The organism is Metabacillus halosaccharovorans, assembly GCF_002019635.1.
Lineage (GTDB): Bacteria > Bacillota > Bacilli > Bacillales > Bacillaceae > Metabacillus > Metabacillus halosaccharovorans.
In genome coordinates this window covers 597,463-622,369 of the sequence record NZ_KV917372.1, presented here as the reverse complement: position 1 = coordinate 622,369, position 24,907 = coordinate 597,463, and the positions used below count along the sequence as shown (strand labels likewise).

General features: G+C 35.9%; 25 protein-coding genes and 1 other annotated feature. Of the genes, 20 read left to right on the top strand and 5 right to left on the bottom strand.

What is annotated here, in order from left to right; genetic code table 11:
- Positions 1 to 163: 163 nt before the first annotated feature.
- Complete coding sequence (locus tag BK577_RS17315; RefSeq protein ID WP_078434110.1) at positions 164 to 520, bottom strand: hypothetical protein; 357 nt, start codon at positions 518 to 520, stop codon at positions 164 to 166.
- Between the two features lie 220 nt (positions 521 to 740).
- Here BK577_RS17315 and BK577_RS17310 point away from each other — a divergent pair, with 220 nt between their 5' ends.
- From BK577_RS17310 to BK577_RS17295, 4 genes are all read left to right on the top strand, one after another.
- Positions 741 to 2,360, top strand: coding sequence for an ABC1 kinase family protein (locus BK577_RS17310; RefSeq protein ID WP_078434109.1), 1,620 nt, complete (start codon positions 741 to 743; stop codon positions 2,358 to 2,360).
- A gap of 128 nt (positions 2,361 to 2,488) precedes the next feature.
- Complete coding sequence (locus BK577_RS17305; RefSeq protein WP_245823579.1) at positions 2,489 to 2,968, top strand: DUF2243 domain-containing protein; 480 nt, start codon at positions 2,489 to 2,491, stop codon at positions 2,966 to 2,968.
- Positions 2,946 to 3,749: a cytochrome c oxidase assembly protein gene (locus BK577_RS17300; protein WP_078434107.1), complete on the top strand. Its 804-nt coding sequence runs from the start codon at positions 2,946 to 2,948 to the stop codon at positions 3,747 to 3,749. The genes BK577_RS17305 and BK577_RS17300 overlap by 23 nt, the downstream gene beginning before the upstream one ends.
- A 78-nt stretch (positions 3,750 to 3,827) precedes the next feature.
- Positions 3,828 to 4,718, top strand: a complete 891-nt coding sequence (locus BK577_RS17295) for a TIGR01777 family oxidoreductase (protein ID WP_078434106.1) — start codon at positions 3,828 to 3,830, stop codon at positions 4,716 to 4,718.
- Positions 4,719 to 4,739: 21 nt separating this feature from the next.
- Here the strand turns inward: BK577_RS17295 and BK577_RS17290 are convergent, their stop codons facing one another.
- Positions 4,740 to 5,291, bottom strand: coding sequence for a GbsR/MarR family transcriptional regulator (locus tag BK577_RS17290; protein ID WP_078434105.1), 552 nt, complete (start codon positions 5,289 to 5,291; stop codon positions 4,740 to 4,742).
- 462 nt (positions 5,292 to 5,753) lie between these two features.
- Between BK577_RS17290 and BK577_RS17285 the strand changes: the two genes are divergently transcribed.
- From BK577_RS17285 to BK577_RS17250, 8 genes are all read left to right on the top strand, one after another.
- Positions 5,754 to 7,007, top strand: coding sequence for a quaternary amine ABC transporter ATP-binding protein (locus BK577_RS17285; RefSeq protein ID WP_078434104.1), 1,254 nt, complete (start codon positions 5,754 to 5,756; stop codon positions 7,005 to 7,007).
- The gene (locus BK577_RS17280) at positions 7,007 to 7,840 is read left to right on the top strand and encodes an ABC transporter permease (protein ID WP_078434103.1); all 834 of its coding nucleotides are present in this window, start codon (positions 7,007 to 7,009) and stop codon (positions 7,838 to 7,840) included. The genes BK577_RS17285 and BK577_RS17280 overlap by 1 nt, the downstream gene beginning before the upstream one ends.
- Positions 7,841 to 7,922: 82 nt before the next feature.
- A complete protein-coding gene (locus BK577_RS17275) occupies positions 7,923 to 8,828 on the top strand; it encodes a glycine betaine ABC transporter substrate-binding protein (RefSeq protein WP_078434102.1) in 906 nt (301 codons plus the stop codon).
- A gap of 162 nt (positions 8,829 to 8,990) precedes the next feature.
- Positions 8,991 to 9,214 (top strand) — a binding site (T-box leader).
- 59 nt (positions 9,215 to 9,273) lie between these two features.
- Positions 9,274 to 10,974 carry a 2-isopropylmalate synthase gene (locus tag BK577_RS17270; RefSeq protein ID WP_078434101.1) on the top strand — a complete coding sequence of 567 codons (1,701 nt, stop codon included), beginning with the start codon at positions 9,274 to 9,276 and terminating at the stop codon, positions 10,972 to 10,974.
- A 194-nt stretch (positions 10,975 to 11,168) separates the two neighbouring features.
- Positions 11,169 to 12,137, top strand: a complete 969-nt coding sequence (locus tag BK577_RS17265; RefSeq protein WP_169908350.1) for a CobW family GTP-binding protein — start codon at positions 11,169 to 11,171, stop codon at positions 12,135 to 12,137.
- A gap of 86 nt (positions 12,138 to 12,223) precedes the next feature.
- On the top strand, positions 12,224 to 12,382 hold the full coding sequence (locus BK577_RS26090) for a hypothetical protein (protein WP_169908348.1): 159 nt from the start codon (positions 12,224 to 12,226) through the stop codon (positions 12,380 to 12,382).
- A gap of 76 nt (positions 12,383 to 12,458) precedes the next feature.
- Positions 12,459 to 13,457 (top strand): permease, encoded by a 999-nt coding sequence (locus BK577_RS17255; protein ID WP_139367378.1) that lies wholly within the window; start codon positions 12,459 to 12,461, stop codon positions 13,455 to 13,457.
- Positions 13,458 to 13,472: 15 nt separating this feature from the next.
- Entirely contained in the window at positions 13,473 to 14,255 is a 783-nt protein-coding gene (locus tag BK577_RS17250; RefSeq protein WP_078434097.1) for a TIGR03943 family putative permease subunit, read from the top strand.
- A gap of 76 nt (positions 14,256 to 14,331) precedes the next feature.
- On the opposite strand, the gene sufU is transcribed toward BK577_RS17250, so the two are convergent.
- The gene (gene sufU / locus BK577_RS17245; protein ID WP_078434096.1) at positions 14,332 to 14,757 is read right to left on the bottom strand and encodes a Fe-S cluster assembly sulfur transfer protein SufU; all 426 of its coding nucleotides are present in this window, start codon (positions 14,755 to 14,757) and stop codon (positions 14,332 to 14,334) included.
- 42 nt (positions 14,758 to 14,799) lie between these two features.
- Positions 14,800 to 15,069 (bottom strand): 30S ribosomal protein S14, encoded by a 270-nt coding sequence (gene rpsN / locus BK577_RS17240; RefSeq protein WP_078434095.1) that lies wholly within the window; start codon positions 15,067 to 15,069, stop codon positions 14,800 to 14,802.
- A 261-nt stretch (positions 15,070 to 15,330) separates the two neighbouring features.
- Between rpsN and BK577_RS17235 the strand changes: the two genes are divergently transcribed.
- The 7 genes from BK577_RS17235 to cntE all read left to right on the top strand — a co-directional run bounded on the left by BK577_RS17235 (position 15,331) and on the right by cntE (position 23,165).
- Positions 15,331 to 16,488 carry a SidA/IucD/PvdA family monooxygenase gene (locus BK577_RS17235; protein ID WP_078434094.1) on the top strand — a complete coding sequence of 386 codons (1,158 nt, stop codon included), beginning with the start codon at positions 15,331 to 15,333 and terminating at the stop codon, positions 16,486 to 16,488.
- A gap of 358 nt (positions 16,489 to 16,846) precedes the next feature.
- Positions 16,847 to 18,469, top strand: coding sequence for a staphylopine-dependent metal ABC transporter substrate-binding lipoprotein (gene cntA / locus BK577_RS17230; RefSeq protein WP_078434093.1), 1,623 nt, complete (start codon positions 16,847 to 16,849; stop codon positions 18,467 to 18,469).
- Positions 18,470 to 18,544: 75 nt separating this feature from the next.
- On the top strand, positions 18,545 to 19,477 hold the full coding sequence (gene opp1B, locus BK577_RS17225) for a nickel/cobalt ABC transporter permease (protein WP_078434092.1): 933 nt from the start codon (positions 18,545 to 18,547) through the stop codon (positions 19,475 to 19,477).
- Entirely contained in the window at positions 19,478 to 20,374 is an 897-nt protein-coding gene (gene cntC, locus BK577_RS17220; RefSeq protein WP_078434091.1) for a staphylopine uptake ABC transporter permease subunit CntC, read from the top strand.
- 3 nt (positions 20,375 to 20,377) lie between these two features.
- A complete protein-coding gene (gene cntD, locus BK577_RS17215) occupies positions 20,378 to 21,202 on the top strand; it encodes a staphylopine uptake ABC transporter ATP-binding protein CntD (RefSeq protein WP_078434090.1) in 825 nt (274 codons plus the stop codon).
- Entirely contained in the window at positions 21,189 to 21,935 is a 747-nt protein-coding gene (locus tag BK577_RS17210) for an ABC transporter ATP-binding protein (RefSeq protein WP_078434089.1), read from the top strand. Before cntD ends, BK577_RS17210 begins: the two co-directional genes overlap by 14 nt.
- Before the next feature lie 51 nt (positions 21,936 to 21,986).
- Positions 21,987 to 23,165, top strand: a complete 1,179-nt coding sequence (cntE, locus tag BK577_RS17205) for a staphylopine family metallophore export MFS transporter CntE (RefSeq protein WP_078434088.1) — start codon at positions 21,987 to 21,989, stop codon at positions 23,163 to 23,165.
- Between the two features lie 138 nt (positions 23,166 to 23,303).
- On the opposite strand, the gene dcd is transcribed toward cntE, so the two are convergent.
- Entirely contained in the window at positions 23,304 to 23,876 is a 573-nt protein-coding gene (gene dcd, locus BK577_RS17200; protein ID WP_078434087.1) for a dCTP deaminase, read from the bottom strand.
- A 166-nt stretch (positions 23,877 to 24,042) separates the two neighbouring features.
- On the opposite strand from dcd, the gene BK577_RS17195 reads away from it, so the two are divergent.
- Positions 24,043 to 24,882, top strand: a complete 840-nt coding sequence (locus BK577_RS17195; RefSeq protein ID WP_078434086.1) for an MBL fold metallo-hydrolase — start codon at positions 24,043 to 24,045, stop codon at positions 24,880 to 24,882.
- Positions 24,883 to 24,907: the final 25 nt, after the last annotated feature.

The window sequence follows — 24,907 nt, the reverse complement described above, 5'->3', positions numbered from 1 at the left end:
AGCAGTGGATCAGCCCTTATTTTCATTATTTTTTTTGGAAATAGTCTGTAAATGCGTGAACAATTTCAATACCTTGGTACGTAAAAAGACTTAAGGCTGTAACTGAAAACAACACGATCGGTAACATTCTTAAAATAAACATCATTTATATAACCTCCAATTTTTAAACTGATTTTATTAAGGAAGATTGATATAAACGATCTTTAGAAAAATAAGATGATTGATAATAAACAGCATACAAAAATTGCCTTATTCGTTGATTCCAAGTAGTAAAATAGCTATAAAGCAATAACGCTATTGCAATTAGTACTGTGTATGCAATTTCCGGTAAAATGCCATAAAAATCGAAATGTTTTTGATCTTCTTCAAGTAAAGTATATCCAGTTGCTGCTTCATTTTCTACGGCTATGACTTTGCCTAGACTAATAGGATGATGTACTTGCGACATTGAAACGAGATGTATGCTAGTTATGAAGATCAATAACAAAAAGAATGATTTAAATAGCAAACGATGTCTCAATGATCTCACCCCTTTGCCAATTCATAGACCTATCTTAATCCTTTTTCAGCAATTTGAAAAGACATTTGTTTTGAATTCAAATGTTAATTTCTTTTGAAAAGGTTATCATCCTTTAAAAGATAAACTAAGGGTACGGATTAGTAAAAAATGGTATAATTTGAATAATAATTGATAATGAGTTACCTAGCAGTTTGTCATTAAATCTAAAAGAGGTATTATGATGGCAGTGAAAAGTAAATGGAAAAGAATCTACAAAGTTTTAACATTATTTTTCTCGATTTTTCTCAAAATCTACTGGTATAAATTAAGGAAAAAATCTGATTCTGATTGGGAAAAATTATGGCTTGAGATTGGTAAGAAGTTTCGAAAAACATTATTTGAGTTAGAGGGCCTACTAATCAAAATTGGGCAAATATTGAGTATTCGTTCAGATTTGCTTCCACATGCTTTTATCAGTCAAATTCAAGATTTAACCGATAAGGTCCCTCCTTCAAACTGGGATGAGATTAAAAAACAATTGGAAAATGAATGGGGTGAAAGTCTTGACTACCATTTACAATCAATTGATCAACATTCGATCGCTTCCGCGTCAATTGGAGAGGTATATAAAGGAGTATTGAAGAATGGAACAACGGTTGCGATTAAAGTACAGCGACCTCACATTCAATCCATTATTCAAACTGACTTTCGTACTTTAAGAATCATCATTTGGTTTGCTGATCACTTTGTGCCAGTTCCAAAGGGATTTATTCATTTTAACGTGTTGTTCAATGAATTAAAGCAGGTGATTGAACAAGAACTTGATTTTCAATTGGAAATGAAATCACTTATATATTTTAAGGAGCGCTATAAGTCGTCCTCTGATATCGTGCAAATCCCATCTGTTTATAAAGATCTTTGTACATCAAAAATCCTTGTCATGGAATGGGTTGAGGGAATAAGACTTTCGGATGAACAGCAAATTAATCAGTTACCATTTAGCAGGGAAGAGCTGGCTAAACGGTTAATTAGTGCTTTTCTTCCACAATGGTTAGAACCTGGTTTGTTTCATGCTGATCCTCACCCAGGGAACATCCTTTTTTCATCAGAAGGAAAAGTTATTATGTTAGATTTAGGGATGGTCGGGGAGATTTCAAAAAAGGATGCTACTTACTTCCAAACTTTAATCGGTAGTGTACTAGCAAAAGATTATACGAAAGCAGTAGAATGTTTATATCATTTAGAATTTTTACATTCCCAGGATAATTCCCGAACGATGGAGAAATTGATGGAAGAGCTTGTATCCTTTGATCCATCACAGCTAATGGAAGCAGACCTACTCAAATTAAAACTTGAAATGAATGATCTCATACAAGCATTACCGATTCAAGTTCCAACTAGGTTTGTATTTTTAGGGCGAGCTGTTGTCACTATTGAAGGTAATTTACGCAACTTAGTTCCGGATCAAGAATTGCTAGAGCTAGGTAAACCCGTTTTTATGAAATGGTTACAGTCACAAGGAAATAATAAATGGTCTTTTTTATGGCAATGGGCAAAATCTCAACCACTATTTAAAATCATTCATTCTGTTACTGATTTCCTCCAAGCTCCTAAAAAGTACGAAATGGTAAAAGAAACGGAACAAAGGAGACTTTTTCAATTTACCATTATTGAAAATAATAAGAAACGATGCTTTCAACTTGCTTTAATTGGTCTTATTGGGGTTGGTTATAGTATAGTTTCTTCACAGGATTTGTTATGGCAGTTATCTGGTGGTTTAACTATTCTTTCAGCAGTTGGGTATGGTATTTGTGGTATTAGATTAAAAAAGTGGATGAAATATATGCAAGAAGGACGCTAAATATGAAAAAGGCTAAGCTCTATCATAATGAGTTTAGCCTTTTTTCTTTCGCTTAGACACTGGTATAGGAATGTGATTGTAAAGTCAATACTTTAATATTGTCATTACAATATAAAGGGGGTTCTCACATTTTGGATAGTAAAAGAAACCTTTGGGCTGGAATCTTCTTCGGAATAGGATTTGTAGCTTTTATCGATGAAACTTTATTTCATCAATTATTACATTGGCATCATTTCTATGATCAATCAACAACGGAAATTGGATTAATATCTGATGGACTTTTTCATGCTTTTAGCTGGTTTGCTACAGTGATGGGATTATTTATGTTCGCAGATCTACGCCGTAAAGGGATTTTCTCTTTGAAAAGATGGTGGGGAGGTTCTTTGATTGGGTCAGGCGGCTTTCAGTTATATGATGGGACAATTCAACACAAATTAATGAGAATTCACCAAATACGTTATGTCGACACAGTGATCGTCTATGATTTGATTTGGAATGGTATTGCGATCATCATGATCATATTGGGAATAATACTGGTGTATAAGACTAGAGATCGAGAAAAGGCGAATAGAGGGAAAATGAAATATGATCAAGAATCTTCACCATGAAAGTGCAATTCCTTATAGTGAGCTATTTTTACTATTTCTTTTCATACTAGGAGTAGGTTATTTAGCAGCAACTATATACTTGTATTATCAAAAGAAGAAGTGGCCGATCATCAAATTTTATTGTTGGGTATTCGGAATCGTATGTATAGGGTTGGGAGTTGTTGGACCTGTAGCAAGTCAAGCCCACCACCATTTTATGTTTCATATGATTGGACATATCCTGGTAGGAATGTTGGGTCCGTTTCTTCTAGTTTTGTCAGCTCCAATAACCTTACTTCTTAAAATGTTGCCTGTGAAATATGCTAGGAAGGTGGCAGCCATACTAAAATGTTGGCCATTTAAGATACTTTCAGATCCAATCGTAACAACGATCTTAAATGTGGGAGGTTTATGGCTCCTTTATTCAACAGACCTCTTTTCGCTCATGCATGAAAATGTCATTGTAGCTAATCTGATTCATCTCCATATGTTTTTGGCAGGTTATGCATTCACTTTTTCAATTCTATGTATTGATCCAACAGCACATAAAAAGTCGTTTACATACCGGGCTACGATCTTAATTTTAGCTATAGCAGCACATGGAATACTTTCAAAAATAATATATGTGCATCCACCTTTAGGTGTTTCCCGGAATGATGCTGAAATAGGTGCGATGGTTATGTACTATGGTGGGGATCTTATTGATTTGGGAATAATCTATGTCCTTTGTCTTCAATGGTATCATGTTAGAGGGAGAAAGCTGGACATTCACAAAAAGACTTCTTACTCTTTAAAAGGATAAGGTCGCCAATTAACATTCCTTAACAGACTAAACATATGGTAAGCTTTAGGTATTAATGGTATGTGAGGGATGGTGAAAATGAACAAAAAAGTCGTAATAGCCGGGGGAACGGGTTTTATTGGACAATTTTTTGAGCGGGAATTTATCAAACTCGGTTATGATGTAACCATAATATCAAGACGTCCACAGCATGTTTCGTGGGAAAATGAAGAAGCTATTGTGGAGGCGTTGAATCATGCTGAGTTACTCATAAACCTGGCAGGAAAATCAGTGAATTGCCGATATAATGAGAAAAACAGACAAGAAATTATGAATTCAAGATTAATGACAACGAACCAATTAGGACAAGCAATGAAACGTTGTACAGCTCCACCTAAATTATGGATCAATTCCAGTACAGCTACAATCTACCGTCATGCTGAGGATCGTCCAATGACAGAAACTGATGGTGAGGTTGGATCCGGTTTTTCCGTAGACGTAGCGACTGCTTGGGAAGAAGCCTTTTTTTCATTCAATCTGCCAAACACAAGGCAAGTAGCTCTGCGAATTGCAATCGTCTTGGGAAAAAATGGAGGAGTTATGGTCCCATACCAAAACTTAGTCAAGTTTGGCCTAGGAGGTAATCAAGGATCAGGTCATCAAAAATTCAGCTGGATCCATGTAGAAGATTTGTTCAGGGTTGTCCTCTTTTTACAAAATAGAAAAGATCTTGAAGGTGTATTTAATTGCTCTGCTCCTAACCCTGTGACAAACCAAGAACTGATGCAAAATCTTCGAAGTATGATGAACGTTCCTTTTGGTTTCCCTGCACCTAAATGGATGCTCGAGTTAGGATCAATCCTCATTCGAACGGAAACTGAGCTTGTTTTGAAAAGTCGTTGGGTCATACCGGAAAGACTTCAAAAAGAAGGATTCAATTTTACATATGATACGCTTAATAAAACTTTACAAGATATTTTAATCGCTTAAAATAAGAAAGAAGACCCATAATTATTGCGATGTGTCTTCTTTCTGTTTGGGGATGTATTTGAAAATTTCATGTGTTTCAAACGTATCAACCAATCTATTTAACCAATTATAGTAATCTAATGCGTCATGTAATTTCCCAATATCACGTCTTACCGTTTCTTTATCATCCGCAGAAATGCCAGGACGTTCAAGAAGTTTGTTTAGTTCCTGAAGAGACTTTTCAATTGCGTTAACATTTATCATGACACCGCTTCTCCACTTAATGGTGAAAAAATCAATAAACGTTTGGTACCAGTCTTCTTCCACCTCATAAAGATCTTTTCTAATTCCTTTTTTCCACACTTTATCGACCATATGGAGATCCATCAAGGTTCTTACAGATGTACTCATACTCGTTTTACTCATCCCTAATTCATTCTTCATTTCATCTAATGTCATAGGTTCATTTTGAAAATAGAGAAGACCCCAAAGCCTTCCTATCGAAGGAGTAACACCATATAAGTTCATGTTTTGTGATATTGCTTCAATTACACGTTCGCGAGCTCTCTCAAGTTCGTCTTTACCTTCCTGCAAACTCTTTCACATCCTATAAACCTGTTATCCCATTCTTAACGGGCAGTAAGTCTTCTACTACAAGATTCGAGAGTAGCGAAGAAGATATTGGGAAATAACTGATAATTGCCCGTAAAGATCCGATAAGTTTCGCTAACCATCAGTGGAGATGAAGTAAACCTCCACTGATGGAAGTCTCACTTTATATGTATAGACTACCCATTTCTAATCTGAAAGTAAAGATAAAGAAAGTGAAGCATATGGAAGGATTTATAAGAATCAAGTATGTAAAGTACGTACAGTTTTTTCTGTACAAAGTTTACGAGCGAATATGAGCATATATGGGCTTTGTAATCTTTTTGTAATATTTCTATAATAGAAGAGCGAGTTACATGAGACGGACAATTCATTTGAATGGAGGGCTAAACAGAATAAAATTGATGGTTGTCACGTTTTATCTAGTGAATATATAGAGGTGAAAAAATGAATATGGAAGAAAAAACGGTAAAAATCTCCGTAAAAGATGTGTCGAAAATATTTGGGAAGAATACCAAAAAAGCAGCACAACTTTTAAAACAAGGAAAATCAAAACAGGAGATTTTAAAAGAAACAGGTTCAACAGTTGGTGTGAACCGTGCGAATTTTGAAGTGTATCCTGGAGAAATTTTTGTGATTATGGGTCTCTCGGGAAGTGGGAAATCTACACTTGTTCGTATGTTCAACAGACTAATAGAGCCTACAAGTGGTCAAGTGTTGATCGATGGAGAAGATATTGTATCAATGAACAAAGAAGAGCTACGAAATGTACGAAGAAAAAAATTAAGTATGGTCTTCCAGAAATTTGCTTTGTTTCCACATCGATCAGTACTTGAAAATACAGAATATGGTCTTGAAATTCAAGGTGTTGAAAAATCAGACCGTAAGAAAAGAGCATTGGAAGCTTTGAAACTTGTAGGACTTGAGGGATATGAACAACAATTTCCAAGCCAGCTAAGTGGCGGTATGCAGCAGCGTGTCGGTCTTGCGAGAGCTTTAGCAAATGATCCTGACATATTGTTAATGGATGAAGCCTTTAGTGCATTAGATCCGCTCATCCGTAAGGATATGCAAGATGAATTACTTGAGCTCCAATCGACAATGGAGAAAACAATTATTTTTATTACACACGATTTGGATGAAGCATTACGAATAGGTGATCGCATTGCGTTAATGAAAGATGGAAACATCGTTCAAATTGGTTCTCCTGAAGAAATTCTTATGAACCCTTCAAATGAATATGTTGAAAGATTCGTAGAAGATGTGGATTTATCGAAAGTACTCACGGCTGCACATGTGATGAAACGTCCCGAAACAGTTCAGCTAGAAAAAGGTCCGCGAGTCGCATTAAAACTGATGCAGGACCATGCCATCTCTACTGTGTATGTAGTAGATAAGCAAAAAAGACTAATTGGAGCTGTTTCTGCACAAGATGCAAAACAAGCAATTGAAAAGGGACTTTCGTTAAATGAAGTTATTATAAAAGACGTAAAAACTGTGTCACCTGATACTTTATTAGTTGATCTCTTTGATGATGTCTCAGATGCTGTAATTCCAGTAACAGTAATTGATGAAAACAACAGGTTAAAAGGAATTGTGATCAGAGGTGCAGTCATTGGTGCACTAGCAGGCAATGATACGTATATAAACGATACGGAAAAAGTAGAGCTCCCTGTTACTGAAGAAAGGGAGGTTTTATAATGGAAAATTTATTGCCTAAACTACCAATAGGAGCATGGATTGATTTTTTCATCGAGTGGTTAGTTGATCATTTTGAACCATTTTTTGAAGGAATTGCAATTGGTTTGGAATCATTTGTCGAAGGAATTGTGTTGGGTCTCGGTTTCATTCCGTCGATTATTTTAGCTGTTCTTGTTGGTGTACTCGCGTGGAAAGTATGTAATTGGAAGATTGCGTTATTTACATTTATAGGGTTATTACTGATAGATAACTTAGGATATTGGGAAAATATGCTCGATACGATTGCCCTTGTCTTAACATCAGTTGGTATATCTATTATTCTTGGTATTCCGATCGGAATTTGGGCTTCGCAAAGTGAGTTAGTCAGTAAAATTGTGACACCACTTCTCGACTTCATGCAAACAATGCCTGCGTTTGTTTACTTATTACCTGCAATCTTTTTCTTTAATATTGGTGTTGTACCTGGAGTTGTAGCATCTGTTATTTTTGCGATGCCTCCCACTATACGTCTAACAATTCTCGGAATAAAACAAGTCCCAGAAGACTTGATTGAAGCAACACAAGCGTTTGGGTCAACCACTCGTCAAAAATTAATAAAGGTTCAGCTTCCGTTAGCGATGCCGACTATTATGGCTGGTATAAATCAAAGCATCATGCTCGCTTTATCGATGGTTGTTATTGCTTCAATGGTTGGTGCTCCCGGACTTGGAGCAGATGTTTATCGGGCAGTGACACAGTTACAAACAGGTACGGGATTTGAAGCTGGATTAGCGATTGTTATTATAGCCATTATACTTGATCGAATTACGCAGAATATTGGGAAAAAAGCATAAAAAACTTCCGTACGTTTTGTACGTGTAAGTTTTTAATAGATTCATCCAAATAGGATGTAAAAACTTAAAGGGGGACAATAGAATGTTTACAAAATTATCAAAAGCAACATTAGCATTGGGTCTTACATTTGGTCTGGCTGCATGTGGTGGTGAAGAAACATCAAACGATTCATCAAACTCAGAAGGAAGCACAGCATCTGTTGGAGAAAGCGTAGAATACAAAATCACTGGTATTGATCCAGGTGCCGGTATCATGAAGGCAACTTCATCTGCTCTTGAAGAGTATGAATTAACTGACTGGGAATTAGTAGAAGGGTCAGGTGCTGCGATGACTGCTGCTCTTCAAAAGGCTTATAAGAAAGAAGAACCTATTATTGTGACAGGCTGGACACCACACTGGATGTTTTCTAAGTTTGATTTAAAATACTTAGAAGATCCTAAGGGTGTTTATGGGGAAGCAGAAAATATTCATTCTATTGCACGTAACGGCTTAGCAGAAGACCTGCCTGGTGTACACAAAGTCTTAGATCAATTCTTCTGGACACCTGATGAAATGGGTGTAGTAATGAGTGCAATTCAAGATGGTACTTCACCTGAAGAAGCTGCAGCTGCATGGGTGGAAGACAATGCGGACAAAGTGGCGGAATGGACAGAAGGTGCTGAAAAAGGAAATGGTGAAGAGGTTAAACTAGCATATGTTGCTTGGGATAGTGAAATTGCTAGCACAAATGTTGTGGCAAAAATATTAACTGACTTAGGATATGAAGTAACACTAAGTCAAGTTGAAGCTGGTCCAATGTGGGCTGGTGTAGCTGATGGTAGTGTCGATGCACATATAGCTGGATGGTTACCATTAACACATGCTGATCAATATGAAAAGTATGAAGGTGACTTCGAAGATCTAGGTGAAAACCTTGAAGGAGCAAAAACAGGTCTAGTTGTTCCTGCATATATGGACATTGATTCTATTGAAGATTTAAAAGAATAATAGTTAAAACACCTGCAGAACTTTAATCTGTAGGTGTTTTTTATATGAAGACTAATGATAAGAATGTAGAGAGTGAAATTATTTTCCCAAAAAAATATCAATAAGGTCTTGAATATTTTCTAAATTCATTATAAGATTAGAAAAATCAGATAAATCTAATAATGAAACGCTTTGATCGGGAGTATTAAGGATTCACAATTGTTCAGAGAGCTGTCGGCTGGTGCAAGACAGTCAATTCATTCCCCAACTCGCCCGGGAGCGGTAAGACTGATATAGGTAGGTCTTAACGGATGACGACCGTAATAAAGTCATTAAGCGGGTTCATTTTATTTATTATATGAACCAAAAAGAGTGGTACCACGTAGGCTAAGCCTGTCGTCTCTTATGAGATGACAGGCTTTTTTATTTTTATTGAAAATTAATTTAAAAAAAGGTGGAAGTTATCATGGAAAATACAAATAAGTATGCTAGAGGATACTTTATGCCCCCAGTAACAAGCTTGAAATGGACTGAAAAGGAGTATATTACAGAAGCTCCGACTTGGTGCAGTGTCGATTTACGTGATGGAAATCAGGCTTTGGTCGTTCCGATGAGTCTGGAGGAAAAATTAGAATATTTTCAATTGCTATTGGAAGTAGGATTTAAGGAGATAGAAGTAGGGTTTCCTGCCGCATCGGAAACAGAATATGCTTTTTTACGTACGTTAATTGAACAAGATCTTATTCCAGATGATGTAACCATTCAAGTGTTAACACAATCAAGAGAACACATTATAAGTAAAACATTTGAAGCGTTAAGAGGTGCAAAAAAAGCAGTTGTTCATCTTTACAATTCCACATCTGTTGCACAACGTGAGCAAGTATTCAGGAAATCTGAAGAACAAATTATTGATATAGCAGTAAATGGTGCAAAATTGCTTAAAAAGTATGCTGCTGAAACAGAAGGGCAATTTCAATTTCAATATTCCCCAGAGAGCTTCACAGGTACAGAAATGGAATTTGCACTTGAGATTTGTAATGCAGTTCTAAATATTTGGAAGCCTACCGCTGAAAATAAGGTCATCATTAACCTGCCAGCAACGGTATCCATGTCCATGCCGCACGTTTACGCTAGTCAAATTGAGTACATGAGTGATCATCTTCATTTCAGAGACAATGTGATCCTTTCCATCCACCCTCATAATGATAGAGGAACTGGTGTGGCAGACTCAGAGCTAGGGATGCTTGCAGGTGCGCAGAGAGTTGAAGGAACACTGTTTGGAAATGGAGAAAGAACTGGAAACGTTGATATTGTTACACTTGCCTTAAATATGTTTTCACATGGAATAGATGCAAAACTGAACTTTGATAATATCCCAAAAATTATTTCTATATATGAAAAATTGACGAGAATGACTGTTCATGAAAGACACCCATACGGTGGTGAACTCGTATTTACTGCATTCTCAGGCTCCCATCAAGATGCTATTGCGAAAGGGATGAAATGGCGAGAAGAAAAAGAATGTCAGCATTGGAATGTTCCTTATCTATTAATTGACCCAATGGATATTGGCAGAGAATATGAAGGAGATATTATCCGCATTAATAGCCAATCAGGGAAGGGTGGTATCGGTTATATCCTTCAACAATCTTATGGTCTTGACTTGCCTGTTGAAATGCGTGAAAGCTTTGGATATAGCGTGAAAAATGTATCAGACCGTAAGCACAAAGAGCTTATGCCAAATGAAATTTATGATATTTTTATCGATGAATATGTGAATATTAATACACCAGTTGAATTTATTCATTATAATTTTATCTCAAATGGAGAATATGAGACGATTGTTTCCGTTCGGATGGATAATGAAATACATGAGTTGGTTGGTGAGGGAAATGGAAGACTTGATGCGATTAGTAACGCCATTCAAAATCATTTAAATATTGATTATAAAGATTTAGTCTATAAAGAGCATGCTCTAGAAATTGGATCTGGTTCAAAAGCTGTTTCATATGTAGGGATAACTGCAGAAGATGGTACGATATACTGGGGCTGCGGTATTGACGTAGATATTATGACTTCATCGGTAAAAGCTTTATTTAGTGCGATTAACAAAATGGTTTCAAACTTACTTTCAGTTGAAAAAGAATTAATTATTGTAAAAGAATAAGGAAAGAGAACATTTTAATTTCATATAGATGAAATGCAAGAAGCTGATTCTTACCCATTTGAATCAGCTTCTTTTATTTTTTCTACCTTTATTGTATTACTCAATAAGTCAAGAAGAAACAAATTATTTTTAATAGGAATAGTTTCGATTTGTGTTAGGTATATATGTATTGTAATAGTAAAGGAGGGAAAGTAATGAGCAAAATACCAGTCTATATCTTAAGCGGATTCCTAGGAAGTGGAAAAACAACACTATTAAAGAATTTATTACATATATGTAATGAAAAAAATATAAACCCATCAGTTTTAATGAATGAAATTGGAAAGACAGATACAGATGGAGAAAGTATTTCTGGAATGTTAAAAAATAGTCATTTAGAAAAATTACTAGACGGGTGTATGTGCTGTAATAAGAAAAGTGAAGTTACGGAATGTCTCCTAACGCTTCTGAGACGTAAACCGGATGTGCTATTTATTGAGCTAACAGGGGTGGCAGATCCAGAGGAGGTTGTTGACTCGATAACAGAACCTGACCTACTTCACCTTCTTCACTTAGAAAAGGTTGTAACGATTGTGGATGCAGAAAATATTCTCTCTTATCATAATTTGTTTGAATCAGACCGTGATCTGGTTAGAACAACAAAAAAACAAATAAATGTGGCTGATTATCTTATCGTCAATAAAACAGACTTAGTATCAGAGGGTAAGAAGAAAAAGGTAGAAAAGCTTTTAAGAAAAGAAAATGCATTATCACCAATTATCTTCACAACATTCAGTGCAGTAGATGTAAACGACATTTTCTTCAGCAAAAGTTCGAGTGTAATGAGGCTGAACATGAAAAGAAGTGACGAAATACCAAATGAAAAGCGGACATCCTTTTCTCGAATAAAAAGCATCTCTCTTCCCCTAACAACACAAACAACAACAAAACAAATTGAGAAGTTTTTAAAGAGATGGAAAAGTCATTTGCTCCGGGCAAAGGGATATCTTCATATAAAAGAAGGTACATATTCAATGCAATGTGTCATGAATCGTGTGAATTGGGAACCGTCAACATTTAAGGGTGAATATTATTTAGTCATGATTGGTGTCAATCTGGATACGAATGAAATAAAACAAGATTGGGAAAGAACATTTAAGGAGCCAATATACACTGAAAAATAAATATAGAAGGAAATGGGGGCTATAAAACTTCAAAAGGAGCGTCCATAACATTGTTGGCTCTCTTTTTTAGGGTGTGGGATGGAAGAATGATTGATAAAGATGTGGTTGAATCCGAGAGCAAGTTGACGTATGGAGGGATGAGAACAAGCCAAATGGTCGGAAAAAGAGAAAAGTTGGTTGGAAAGAGTGAAAAAGTGGTTGAATTTGCGAGAAAAGTGGTTGAATCCGTGAGAAAAAGTGGTTGAATCAGACAGCAAACAGAAAAGCGCATGTACTTCGGGAGGTACTATTTATGCAAATGAAAAGTAAAGGATGTATAGAATGAGGACAAGAGCCAATAGCGAATTAATTGGTTTTGCTTTTCTTGGCTCTTGCTTATTGCTCTTCTACTTTCATAAGGGGATAAGGCTTAATGAATCTTTTTTTTCAGATTCTTTCTTAACCTTCAATATGGTGTTTATTAGTATTTTGTTAGAAGCGTTACCCTTTGTTTTACTTGGGGTTATGATCTCAGGAATTATTCAAGTTTTTGTGTCAGAAGAACAATTGAGCAAATTCATTCCCCGCAACAAGTTTCTAGCGATTATCATGAGTTGTCTTGTTGGTGCACTATTTCCGGCATGTGAATGTGGAATAGTTCCAATTGTTCGCCGGTTGGTTGGAAAAGGAATGCCTCTTTTTGCAGGTGTTGGTTTTTTGCTAACAGGACCATTAATTAATCCGTTAGTTATTTTTTCTACCTATATGGCTTTTGGTGAGGATACGAAAATAGCGTTATTACGAATGGTTTTAGGGTTGATCATTGCTATGATGATAACAGCCATGATCTGTGCTCTATTCCAACAAAATCAATTGAAACTAACGAAGAATTCTTTTAATTCTAATGGTCCGGAACAACAAGTGAAGCAACCATTGCCAACGAGATTACGGGCTATGATCGAACATGCTATTGATGAATTTTTTGATATGGGAAAATTTTTAATTATTGGAGCAGTTCTAGCAGCTTTCGTTCAGACGTTTATCGCAACAAAGTCTATTTTAGATCTAGGCAATGGTTTAGTAGGATCAACACTTGTCATGATGGGGCTAGCTTATCTATTATCTCTTTGTTCAGAAGCGGATGCATTTATTGCAGCATCTTTTGATCACCTTCTTCCGAAAACTTCGTTACTTGGCTTTTTAATTTATGGCCCAATGCTAGATTTAAAGAATACGATCATGTTACTGTCTGTCTTCAAATTTCGTTTTGTTATGACGCTAACGATACTTATAACGGTTACTGTTCTTGCCGTTTTATTACTAGCTCACCCCATGATATAAAGGAGAGACACATCAATGACCTTACAAAAGAGACAAGCAATAAAAGCTCTTATTTTATTGGTATTTGCCAGTTTTATTTTTATTTTGCATCAATCGGGAGAGATGACAAACTTTATCCACCCTAATTATCTTCATTTTAGTCAATTCGCTTCCGTCCTTTTTTTGATTCTTTTTTTCTTTCAAGTTCCCCGAATTTTTAGACCACTTGATGCAGAGCCTGATCATACTCATTGCAGTCCTTGGGGATGTCATCATGAAGAAGAGGGGCTTTCAATAAAGTCTATATTGTCTATTGGAATAATTACAGTTCCGCTTTTAACAGGGCTCATGATGCCTTATAAAACCTTTGGGGCTGAGGAAGCAGTGAAGCGGGGCATCCAATATGCTGGTCTAGATCAAAAGAAACTAGGGGATAGTGACATAAAAAGTATGATGAGTCTTCCTGTTATTCGTTTCGATGATATAGGTTTTGCTAATTATATGGGGATTCTATCGGAATATCCAGAGGTTTTTGAAGGGAAAATAATTGAAATAGAAGGGTTTATTGCAGAAGATCAATTTATGACCAAAACACAAAAAGTGATTGCTAGATTTCAAGTTACCCACTGTGTAGCTGATGCACATGCAAGTGGATTTAAGCTTGAGAATAGTAATGAGTTTCACTTAACCAAGAATACGTGGGTTCGGATGAAGGGGACGTTAAAAGTAAAGGAAGAGAGCCAAAATTATATACCTGTTATTCATGTAAATAGTGTTGAGACCATTGATACACCAAAAAATCCTTATATTTTTTCATAGATTTTCAAAAAAGGGACAGTCCAAAAAATAGATGTGGAACTGCCCTTTTTTAGTATTAATTGGAGTGGATGGTATGTTACTTCACTCTAAACATTTTATCTAATGCTTGCCAAGGCATTAAAGCACAATTATGTCTTGGTTTAAATTGATGAACACCCTGCAGCGAGATACTATCTCCTAAATCAATATGTTCGTTTGTTATCTCTCCAGTACGAATTAATTCTTCAAACGCTTTTCTCAATAAAGTAACCTCTCTTAGTGTTTTATTTTGAATGAGCACTGTCATCATAGAAGAGGATGCCATACTTATGCTGCACCCTTCACCAAGGAAGGCTACATTTTTTATTAAGTCATGTTCAACTTCAATAAACAGGATGATTACATCTCCGCAAGTTGGATTTTTGTAATGCACTTTAAGGACATTTTCACCTGATAATTCCTTGAAATTACGCTTATGACGGTAATGATCTATAATAGCCTGACGATACATATGGTCGAGCATGACAATTCAACACCTTCTTCCTGATAACAATTTTAGGCGCTGTTACCAGCTTGACTTTTTCACGCCAGGAAGCTGACCTTTATGAGCTAATTCCCGAAAAGCGATTCTTGACATTTTAAACTTACGGAGATATCCTCTAGGTCTTCCGGTAATTTCACACCTGTTATGCAATCGGGTAGGTGCAGAATCTCTTGGTAATTTTCTTAATGCTTCATAATCACCCTTTGCCTTTAACTCATTCCTTATCTCTGCGTATTTTTTCACCATTTCTTGTCGTTTTCTTTCTTTTACAATTTTTGATTTTTTCGCCACTATAAACAACTCCTTATTTAAATATTTATGAATAGGAATAAAACGTAATGATTACGATTTAAAAGTTATTTTATCTTTTTTTTCAATGAAATGCAAATAGACTATTTTTTTCTAGAAGTGATCACATGTATTTTACATGAAGTTGAAGATTTTTTCATAGCTATCTGTAAAGAGATAATCGATTAACATTTGCTCTTATCTAAGGGAGTATAGTACAATTCAAAACGTAACTATTACGATTTGTCTTGGAGGAGAGCTTTTATGTATGAATGGATAATAATAGGTGGAGGGATTCATGGTTGTACTATTGGCAATTACTTAATTAAGAATGAAAAAACAACGATTGAAAACCTTATAATCATTGACCCTCATCATGAACCGATGGAAAAATGGAGGACATATACTGATAAGATTGGTATGGAGTATCTGCGTTCTCCGTCTGTTCATCATATTGATGTTCCAGTATTTAGTCTGCAAAATTTTAAAAACACAACTGATTATACGGCTTTTTATGGTCAATATAAACGCCCTTCTCTTCAAGTATTTAATGAACATTGTGACAAGGTTCTTCAGCAAGCTCAGTTAAAAAAATGTTGGAAGAAAGGAAGAGTGATTCATGTATATCGGGATTTTGATAAATGGATCGTTCAAACAGATGATGGTCAATCATTTATCACCAAAAATCTTGTTCTTAGTGTGAGCGTTAATGAAAAACTACATATTCCTGAGTGGGTAAAGGAATCCTCGAATGACGTAAAACATATTTTTAGTGAAAAACTTTCGAACCTAAGTGAACTAACACCTTCCATTGTGGTAGTTGGCGGAGGGATTACAGCAGCACACACTGTGATCAATCTATGTAGAATTTTTCCAGGAGAAGTGACACTTCTTACCAGGCATAAGCTACGTGTCCACGGATTTGATAGTGACCCAGGATGGTTAGGTCCGAAGTTTATGAAATCATTCTCAAAGATAACTGACTATGATTTGCGCAGAGAACAAATTAAGCTTGCTCGAAACAGAGGCTCCATGCCGAATGATATTTATCAAAAAATTAGAAAGCTAGAAAGAGAAGGCTCATTAAAAGTGAAGTGTGATGAAGTGGTAACGACCAGTTCTCAAGATCAGTCAAATGTTTTACATCTTAAAAGTGGCAATAGCCTCGCTACTAAAACTGTATTGTTGGCTACAGGATTCAACTCGAATCTTCCAGAAGAATCCTGGTTAAAAGCATTAATTGATACCGAAAATTTGAAATGTGCAAGTTGTGGATATCCAATTATCAATCAAAAACTCGAATGGTGTCCACATCTATTTGTCTCAGGAGCATTAGCGGAACTGGAAATTGGTCCAGTCTCTAGAAATATTTCAGGAGCAAGAAAAGCAGCAGAACGAATTGTAAATGAGTTTATTGTGTAAAAATGAGTTAGTTATGGAAATGTATCGAGGTACATCTATAAAACGGTAAAAATATCCAAAAATGTAGTTGACGAGTATTTTATTTACATAGTACTATCTTAAATAGTAACCATTACGGTTTGTGTGTTGGATAAATGTAATAGTATCTATTTTTTATTCGATAAATCGTAATATTTACGTTTTAATGTGGAGGATTAAGTAAAAAGGAGGAAATGTGAAAAGCTAGATTCTTGAAAAGGTATGTGAAGGAAGTTTCAAATAAGAATAGCTACAAATTAAAGGAAGGAGAGGTTCCTATACATGTAAATTTTTTTAGTTACCAGTTTTTAAGCTTATAACGTTAAGGGAGAGAAGTACAGTGATCGTTAAAAAGTGTAAGTTAGCATCCATAATCGTATTGTTTTTTTCTATTCTAGTTGCCTGCTCTGCAGAAAATTCTAGTAGTGAGAAAAATGGGGATACTAAAAAAAATAATAGTGTAACAGATTTAATCTATGCTTCTGCTAAAGATATTAACGATATGAATCCACATATGTATACGGGTTCAATGCCTGCTCAAGGGAAAGTCTACGAATCATTAGTTGAAAATACGGAAGATGGAATCAAACCATTGCTTGCTGAATCTTGGGAGATTTCAGATGATGGAAAAGTTTACACGTTCCAACTAAGACAAGATGTGAAATTTCATGACGGCGAACCTTTTAACGCAGATGCAGTAAAGAAAAATATCGATGCTGTACAAGAAAATGCAGAAAAACATGCTTGGATTAAGTTATCTACAAAAATTGATAGTGTGGATGTTGTAGATGAATATACAGTTAAAATCATTCTATCAGAACCTTATTACCCTACATTGGTTGAATTATCGATGACCAGGCCGTATGTATTTATTTCCCCTAAAGATTTCATTAATAATGGAACAAAAGATGGGGTAAGTGGTTTTAACGGTACTGGACCATACATTTTGGCCGAACATAAAACAGAAGAGTATGCGACGTTTAAAGCAAATGATCAATATTGGGGTGGTGTACCTAAAATAAAGACCATTACCTCTAAAGTTCTTCCAGCAGGGGAAACGACGTTCTTAGCCATGAAAAAAGGAGAAGTCAACTTTGTCTTTACGGATGATCGGGGTGCAGATAGCCTTGATGTTGAAGCGATGAATCAATTAGTTGATTCAGGTGATTACCAACTTGTTAGAAGTGAACCAATGAATACAAAAATGATTGTGGCAAATAGTAGTAAAACGGATTATCCAGTTACGGAAAAAGCTGTTCGTGAAGCGATTTGGTATTCAATTGATAGGGAAACCATTACAAAAGATATATTGAATGGTACTGAAATAGTAGCCAATACACTATTTTCTCAGAACGTCAATTATGGTGATGTTGATTTAAAGAAACGAAGCTATGATTTAGAAAAAGCGAAGATGATACTGGAAGAAGCTGGTTGGGATTTAGAGAATGGAAGTGATGTTAGAACGAAAAACGGCAAAAAGTTAGTTATGAACCTCTATTATGATAGCAATTCTTCTTCTCAAAAAACTCAGGCTGAATTTATCCAAGCTTCATTAAAAGAAATTGGAGTTGAGTTGGAGATCATAGGTGAGGAGTCAACCTCTATTGCGAACAGAAGGTCAACGGGTGACTATGATTTGTTATTCAACCAAACTTGGGGGCTAGCTTACGACCCACAAAGTACTATCTCTGCTTTTACATCAGATGCTTCATATTTACATACCACCAAAGGCATGGAAAATGCAGACGAATTGTACAAGAAGATTGATGAAGTTATGGTGTCAACGGATGAGGAAACAAGAAAATCATTATATGCAGATATATTGACAATGGTTCATGAGGAAGCAGTGTTTATCCCTATTTCAAATGGAAGTGTGACAGTAGTAGCCCCATCTAGCCTAAATGGGCTTTCATTCAAGCAAACACAATTTGAGCTGCCGTTTGAGTTAATGGAGTTTAAATAGAGAGGGGGAATTTCCTCCTTTTTTATTTTAGAATTGTAAATATTTTATTAGTTTTGATAAAAAAGGGGTTTGTCTATGGGAAGTTACATTATCAAGAGGGTACTCATTTCTGTACCTTTACTATTGATCATCTCGTTTTTGACGTTTGTCTTAATGAATCTTTCTCCATTAGATCCTGCTGAAGTCGTATTACAAGCTCAAGGTGTTCCACAGATAACAGATGAATTATTAGAACAAACGAGAGAAGAGTTAGGGATGAATAAGCCATTTCTCCTTCAATATTTTGATTGGCTTTTCGCCTCCTTACAGTTAGATTTTGGAGATTCATATATTAATGGAGAACAAGTGTGGTCATTAATAGGTCCTGCATTTATAAACACGTTAAAGTTAACAGTCGTATCATCTGTTTTTATTATCTTCATGTCTATTCTACTAGGTGTTATATGTGCACTGAAAGAAGGAAAAATGATTGATAAATCGATCAGAGGATTATCATTTTTATTAACGGCAATGCCGTCGTATTTGTTAGCATCCATTTTGATTTGGTATGTTTCAGTTCAATTAGATCTACTGCCAACAAACGGAATGGATTCATATAAAAGTTATATTTTACCAGTGTTTGTCATCACTATCAGCTATGCAGGTATTTATTTTAGAAATGTGAGAACCTCTATGTTGAGCAATTTAAATGAGGATTATGTTTTGTATGGGAGGGCATCAGGGTTATCAGAGAAGAAAATCATCCTGCATATTCTTAGAAATTCATTGCAAGTAACCATTTCAATATTTGGTATGGCAATCCCTATCATATTGGGAAGTACTGTCGTAGTAGAAAATGTTTTTGCCTGGCCGGGATTAGGAACGTTGAGTGTTAATGCCATTCTAAGCAGAGACTTCCCTATTATCCAGGCATATGTTCTTATACTTGCAGCATCGTTTGTTTTGTTTAATACACTTTCTGACATTATCAATGTTGCGATGAATCCTAAGCTAAGGAATGATCTATAAATGAGAATATTGAAAAACATATGTAAAGATAGATTAGCTCTCATATCTTTGGTCGTTATCATGATCACCATTATTGTTGGCATTTTTGCACCGGTATTTTCACCACATGATCCTAATGAAATCAAGATGAGTCTGCGTTATGCCTCACCCTCATGGAAGTATTTGTTAGGCAACGACCACCTTGGAAGATGTGTCCTGTCCAGATTGATCTATGGTGTTCGGCCAAGTGTCTTATGGGTTTTGGTTGTTCTCTTTATATCGGTATTAATCGGGGCAATCTTAGGTTTTGTGGCTGGCTATTTCAGAGGGAAAATAGATGCAGTCATTATGAGAATATGTGACATCATGCTTTCTTTTCCGGGATATGTGATGGCGTTAGCGGTTATTGGTATTTTAGGCGTGGGCCTTGAAAACATCCTTATTGCATTTGCTTTAATCAAATGGTCATGGTTTGCTCGCATTATTAGAACATCTGTTATGCAGTATACTGAATTGAATTACATTAAATTCGCCAAAGCCTCCGGTTTAAGTGAAATCAACATCATTTGCAGGCATATTATTCCGGTTACCTTTTCTGACATCGCCGTGATTTCTAGTGCATCGATTGGGTCGATGATTTTGCAAATTTCTGGTTTTTCATTCTTAGGATTAGGAATTCAAGCACCTCATGCTGAATGGGGAATGATGTTAAATGAAGCAAGGGAAGTGATGTTTACTAGACCCGAATTAATGGTAGCTCCAGGGCTTGCTATCGTGATTATTGTATCGGTGTTTAATTTTTTTTCTGATTCACTTCAAGTTGCTTTAGATCCAAAATTAGTAAACTCTAAAAACACCAATAAACATAAATTAGGGTTTTCTAAGACGAATGTTCAAGAAAAAAAGGTGGCTAATTAGATCATGAATATTTTAGAGGTAAACAACTTAAAAGTATGGGACGCTCATTCTGGTAAAAAGATTATTCAAGATAGTTCATTCCACTTAAAGGGTGGGAGTTGCCTGGCAATCGTAGGAGAAAGTGGGAGCGGAAAGTCTGTGACTTGTCGAGCTATTATGAGATTAAATGGACCATCTCTGCAACAAACTGGAGACATCCTGTTTAAAGGTGAAAACATCAACCAGCTTTCTGAAAGAGAGATGAGAAAGAAAAGGGGGAAAAATTTTTGTATGATCTTACAAAATGGGATGAGTGCATTTGACCCATCCTGTGTGGTTGGTGTTCATCTAAGAGAAACCTTAACAGAACATTTCAATTGGAGTAAAAAAGAAATAGAAGAAAGCATGACTGTAGCTATGAAGAGCGTTATGTTGAAAAACCCCACTGAAATTATGAACAAATATCCACATCAATTATCAGGTGGAATGTTGCAACGAATCATGATTGCATTAGCTTTTGTCCTGGAGCCGTATATTATTATTGCTGATGAACCGACAACAGCTCTAGATACGATTTCACAATTTGAAGTAGTCGACCAATTTATGAAATTGCGGGAAAGAATGGGATGCTCGATGATATTTATTTCACATGATTTGGGTGTTGTAAGAAAAATCGCGGATGATATTTTAGTCATGAAGAATGGAGAAATTGTTGAAAGAGGTAATACTGAAGCTATATTTGTACAACCCAAACATGAATATACGAAATATTTGATTTCTACTAGAGTGGCTTTAAGTAGTCATTTTAAGAGGTTAATAGGGGGAGGGGTTGTCGTTGCTAAGGGTTGATTCTGTTGAGAAAGCCTATAAAAAAGGCGGTTTGTTTTCTGTAAAAAGGCAGAATGTTTTAAAGAATGTCAGCTTTGAGTGTGACAGTGGAGAATGTCTTGGTATTATCGGGGAAAGTGGGAGCGGAAAATCAACATTAGGCCGCTTGATCATGGGGATTGAAAAGCCTGATCGTGGACATGTTTTTTTCAATGAAAGAAATGTAGTCGATAGAAAAGTGAGGTTAGGTCATATAAGCGCTGTCTTCCAAGATTATAAATCTTCTATTAATCCGTTCTTTACCGTTGAAGAGGCAATAATGGAGCCTATGAAAATTCAAAAGAATAGTAAACAAGCGATGAGAGAAAAGAGTAAGAATCTATTAAATCAAGTTGGATTGCCTGCATCTTATCGAAACAAATACCCCCATGAATTATCAGGAGGAGAGGTTCAAAGAGTATGTATTGCAAGAGCAATCTCAACAGAACCAACTTGTATTTTATTAGATGAGGCAATCAGTTCTCTAGATGTGTCAGTTCAAACACAAGTCCTTGATTTACTTAAGGAATTAAAAAGAATGTATAACATGAGTTATATATTTATTACGCATGATATACAAGCTGCTGCCTATATTTGTGATAGAGTCATTATTTTTAAGGAAGGTCAGATTGAAGAAATAATTAAAATCGAACACTTAAAGGATGTTAAGTCAGCGTATGCAAGAAGATTATTACATTCGATCATAACGATTTAATGATGTCAACTATCTAGTTTGATTTGGTATAGAACTGGGGGAGAATCGATCTTGAATGGAGCTTTGTCTTGGCCCTTTATACGGTTGTATGTTTTGGTGCTTCTTTATTTTAGTGCAAATTCTCTATTAAATGTCCTTATTCCTTTAAAAGGAGAATCATTAGGAGCTACTAATACAACAATCGGACTGATTATGGGGGCTTATATGTTTACGACCATGTTTTTTAGACCATGGTCAGGTCATATTATTCAAAAGCATGGACCGATAAAAGTATTGAGAATTATTCTAATTATTAATGGTATGGCCTTGATTTTATATACGATTACTGGACTAGGTGGCTACCTGGTTGCTCGCATGTTACAAGGCGTTTCGACTGCCTTTTTTTCAATGGCATTACAGTTAGGAATTATTGATGCACTGCCAGAAGAAGATCGCTCTCAGGGAATTTCTCTTTATTCTTTATTTTCATATATACCAGGAATTATTGGTCCATTACTTGCATTAGGGATATGGCAGGGAGGAAGGGAATACTTTGCACTAGTAATGATATCAATTGCTGTCATTACTGGGCTGGTGGGCTATAGTGCTCAAATAGATAAAGCGGAGACAGAAACGATAAGGGAAAACTCTTTTCAAGGCGTAAATAGGTTCAGTTCATTTGGTCAGTTAGTAAAAAATCCGTATTTATTAAAATGTAGTGTTCTTATGTTAAGTGGTTCTATTGTATTTGGTGCGATAACTACCTTCATACCTCTATATGCTGAACAACTAACAAGCAGTAACGCTGGTATTTTTTTAATGCTTATGGCGGGGACTGTTGTGATTTCCCGTTTTACTTTAAGAAAAAAAATTCCCTCTGACGGGAAATGGCATTCATCTTTTATGATGGGAAATATGCTTCTACTAGCAATAGCAGCACTGTGTGTTAGCTTTGCTCTAAATGGGGGAGCGATTCTCTTTTATGTAGGTGCCTGTTTAATGGGAATAGCTCAGGCTTTGTTGTATCCTACGTTAACCACGTATTTAAGCTTTGTATTACCTCATGATAATCGAAATGTTTTATTGGGATTATTTATAGCTATGGCGGATTTAGGCGTATCACTAGGTAGTGTCATAATGGGGCCCATAGCTGATACTTACTCGTATTCATCTATGTATATGATTTGTGCAGGATTAGGTGTGATAATGATTTTCTTTGCATATGATCGTAGAAAAATATTTGTGAGTTAAGAAATGGAAGTTAAGAGTCCAAAGTCAGGAATATAGAGGTTACTCTGGAAAATGAATAGAAACAACCAAAAAAGCATGAGAATTAGTGATTTATTCTCATGCTTTTTCTTGTGATAACCGTTTAATCGAATTTTTGATTTAATCAAACTCCTTAAATAAGTTTTCAGGATGATACTGATTTCTGCATTCTTCATCCAAATCGATTCGACTTTGAATGGCTCTGTCCTGCCCTATATATTTACCGCAATAAGCAGGGCCCTCCTGATCAAGCTCAGCAAAGACTAGTTGGCAAATTCTTCTGCGGGAAGTTAACTCAATTGGGACCTGATTTGCATTGTACAATTCCAGTGTGATGTTCCCTTCAAATCCGGGATCAACCCAGCCTGCATTTTGAATGAAAAGTCCAAGTCTTCCAATTGAACTTCTTCCATCCACAAATGCTGTTAAGTTGTTTGGGAGCTTAATCCACTCAAGAGTAGTGCCAAGGATAAAACCATGGGGAGGAATTAGGATTTTATCTTCGTAAAACTCTCTATAATCAAAAGATTTATCTAATGAAAGATAGGGTACTGACGTTTCATCGATAGCTAAAAAGTGGTTGCCTAAACGCAAGTCAACAGAAGCAGGTTGAAATTGTGTTTTAGAAATAGGGGCAATTTTCAACTCCTGATCTAATAATTTTCTTTTAATAGATTGATTGGAAAGAATCATTTATAAGTACCTCCGTAGATAATTTGATAGAGTCTAATACTACCTCTTGCAAAACGTAATCGTTACGATTTATAATATGTACATATAATCTAACATTAATTTTAGATTCCAACAAGATCTTCAAAAAAAATTTGTTCTGCCACAAATATCTCTCGGAAGGAGGAAAGTGAAACAAAGCGCCATCTATCATGTTGCAATAGAGGCTGTTTTGATTCTTGAAGACGTAGCAAAATCATCACATCATTCTTTCTATAGGCGGTGCTATATGAAAAAAGAAGTAGAAAACTGGAGTTTTCAATTCGGAGCATTCAAAATTACCGTATTATCGGACGGAGCATTCCCGGTATCTAAAGAGTTCTTTTTTGCTGATACACCAGCAGATCTCATTGCCCATATCCCGGATAAATTTGATGCACCTCTTAATTTTCTTTTAATTGATACAGGAGAGAAGAAAGTAATGGTGGATGCTGGATTCGGAGAAGATTATCTCCCAACGAGAGGAAGATTACTACTATGCCTTCAACATGAAGGGATATCTCCTGAGGATATTGATACAGTTATCATTACCCATGCTCACATTGATCATATTGGTGGGGTGTCTCATCAAGGTGTTCCAGTATTTCCAAAAGCTAATTATGTGATACGAGAGGAAGAATGGGCTTACTGGATGAACAAACCGCTATCAATGGAATTTGGGAAGTTAAAGACCATTAAAGACCAATTGATGTTTGTTTCTTCAGATTTCGAGATTTATCCCGGAATTTTCCTTCAGCATGCGCCCGGTCACACAGATGGTCATTTGACTGTCTCAATTCAGTCAGAAGGAGAAAGGTTGTTAGTTTCTTCAGATATTCTTAATGATCCCTGTACACTTCAACATCTTGCATCCCACATAGCAGCAGAGGTAGCTCCAGTTATTGGGATGCAAACAAGATTCTCTTTTTTAGAAGAAGTATCCAGACAGAATGTCCTGCTATTTGTCTGCCATTATCCATTTCAGGTTTAGGTTATGTGGAGAAGAGAGAAATTGG

Bases quoted from the DNA above. Each gene is read 5' to 3' on its own strand.
- BK577_RS17310 (WP_078434109.1), top strand. From the start codon at position 741: ATGGCAGTGAAAAGTAAATGGAAAAGAATCTACAAAGTTTTAACATTA.
- BK577_RS17300 (WP_078434107.1), top strand. From the start codon at position 2,946: ATGATCAAGAATCTTCACCATGAAAGTGCAATTCCTTATAGTGAGCTA.
- BK577_RS17295 (WP_078434106.1), top strand. From the start codon at position 3,828: ATGAACAAAAAAGTCGTAATAGCCGGGGGAACGGGTTTTATTGGACAA.
- BK577_RS17285 (WP_078434104.1), top strand. From the start codon at position 5,754: ATGAATATGGAAGAAAAAACGGTAAAAATCTCCGTAAAAGATGTGTCG.
- BK577_RS17280 (WP_078434103.1), top strand. From the start codon at position 7,007: ATGGAAAATTTATTGCCTAAACTACCAATAGGAGCATGGATTGATTTT.
- BK577_RS17275 (WP_078434102.1), top strand. From the start codon at position 7,923: ATGTTTACAAAATTATCAAAAGCAACATTAGCATTGGGTCTTACATTT.
- BK577_RS17270 (WP_078434101.1), top strand. From the start codon at position 9,274: ATGGAAAATACAAATAAGTATGCTAGAGGATACTTTATGCCCCCAGTA.
- BK577_RS17265 (WP_169908350.1), top strand. From the start codon at position 11,169: ATGAGCAAAATACCAGTCTATATCTTAAGCGGATTCCTAGGAAGTGGA.
- BK577_RS26090 (WP_169908348.1), top strand. From the start codon at position 12,224: ATGATTGATAAAGATGTGGTTGAATCCGAGAGCAAGTTGACGTATGGA.
- BK577_RS17255 (WP_139367378.1), top strand. From the start codon at position 12,459: ATGAGGACAAGAGCCAATAGCGAATTAATTGGTTTTGCTTTTCTTGGC.
- BK577_RS17250 (WP_078434097.1), top strand. From the start codon at position 13,473: ATGACCTTACAAAAGAGACAAGCAATAAAAGCTCTTATTTTATTGGTA.
- sufU (WP_078434096.1), bottom strand. From the start codon at position 14,757: ATGCTCGACCATATGTATCGTCAGGCTATTATAGATCATTACCGTCAT.
- BK577_RS17235 (WP_078434094.1), top strand. From the start codon at position 15,331: ATGTATGAATGGATAATAATAGGTGGAGGGATTCATGGTTGTACTATT.
- opp1B (WP_078434092.1), top strand. From the start codon at position 18,545: ATGGGAAGTTACATTATCAAGAGGGTACTCATTTCTGTACCTTTACTA.
- cntC (WP_078434091.1), top strand. From the start codon at position 19,478: ATGAGAATATTGAAAAACATATGTAAAGATAGATTAGCTCTCATATCT.
- cntD (WP_078434090.1), top strand. From the start codon at position 20,378: ATGAATATTTTAGAGGTAAACAACTTAAAAGTATGGGACGCTCATTCT.
- dcd (WP_078434087.1), bottom strand. From the start codon at position 23,876: ATGATTCTTTCCAATCAATCTATTAAAAGAAAATTATTAGATCAGGAG.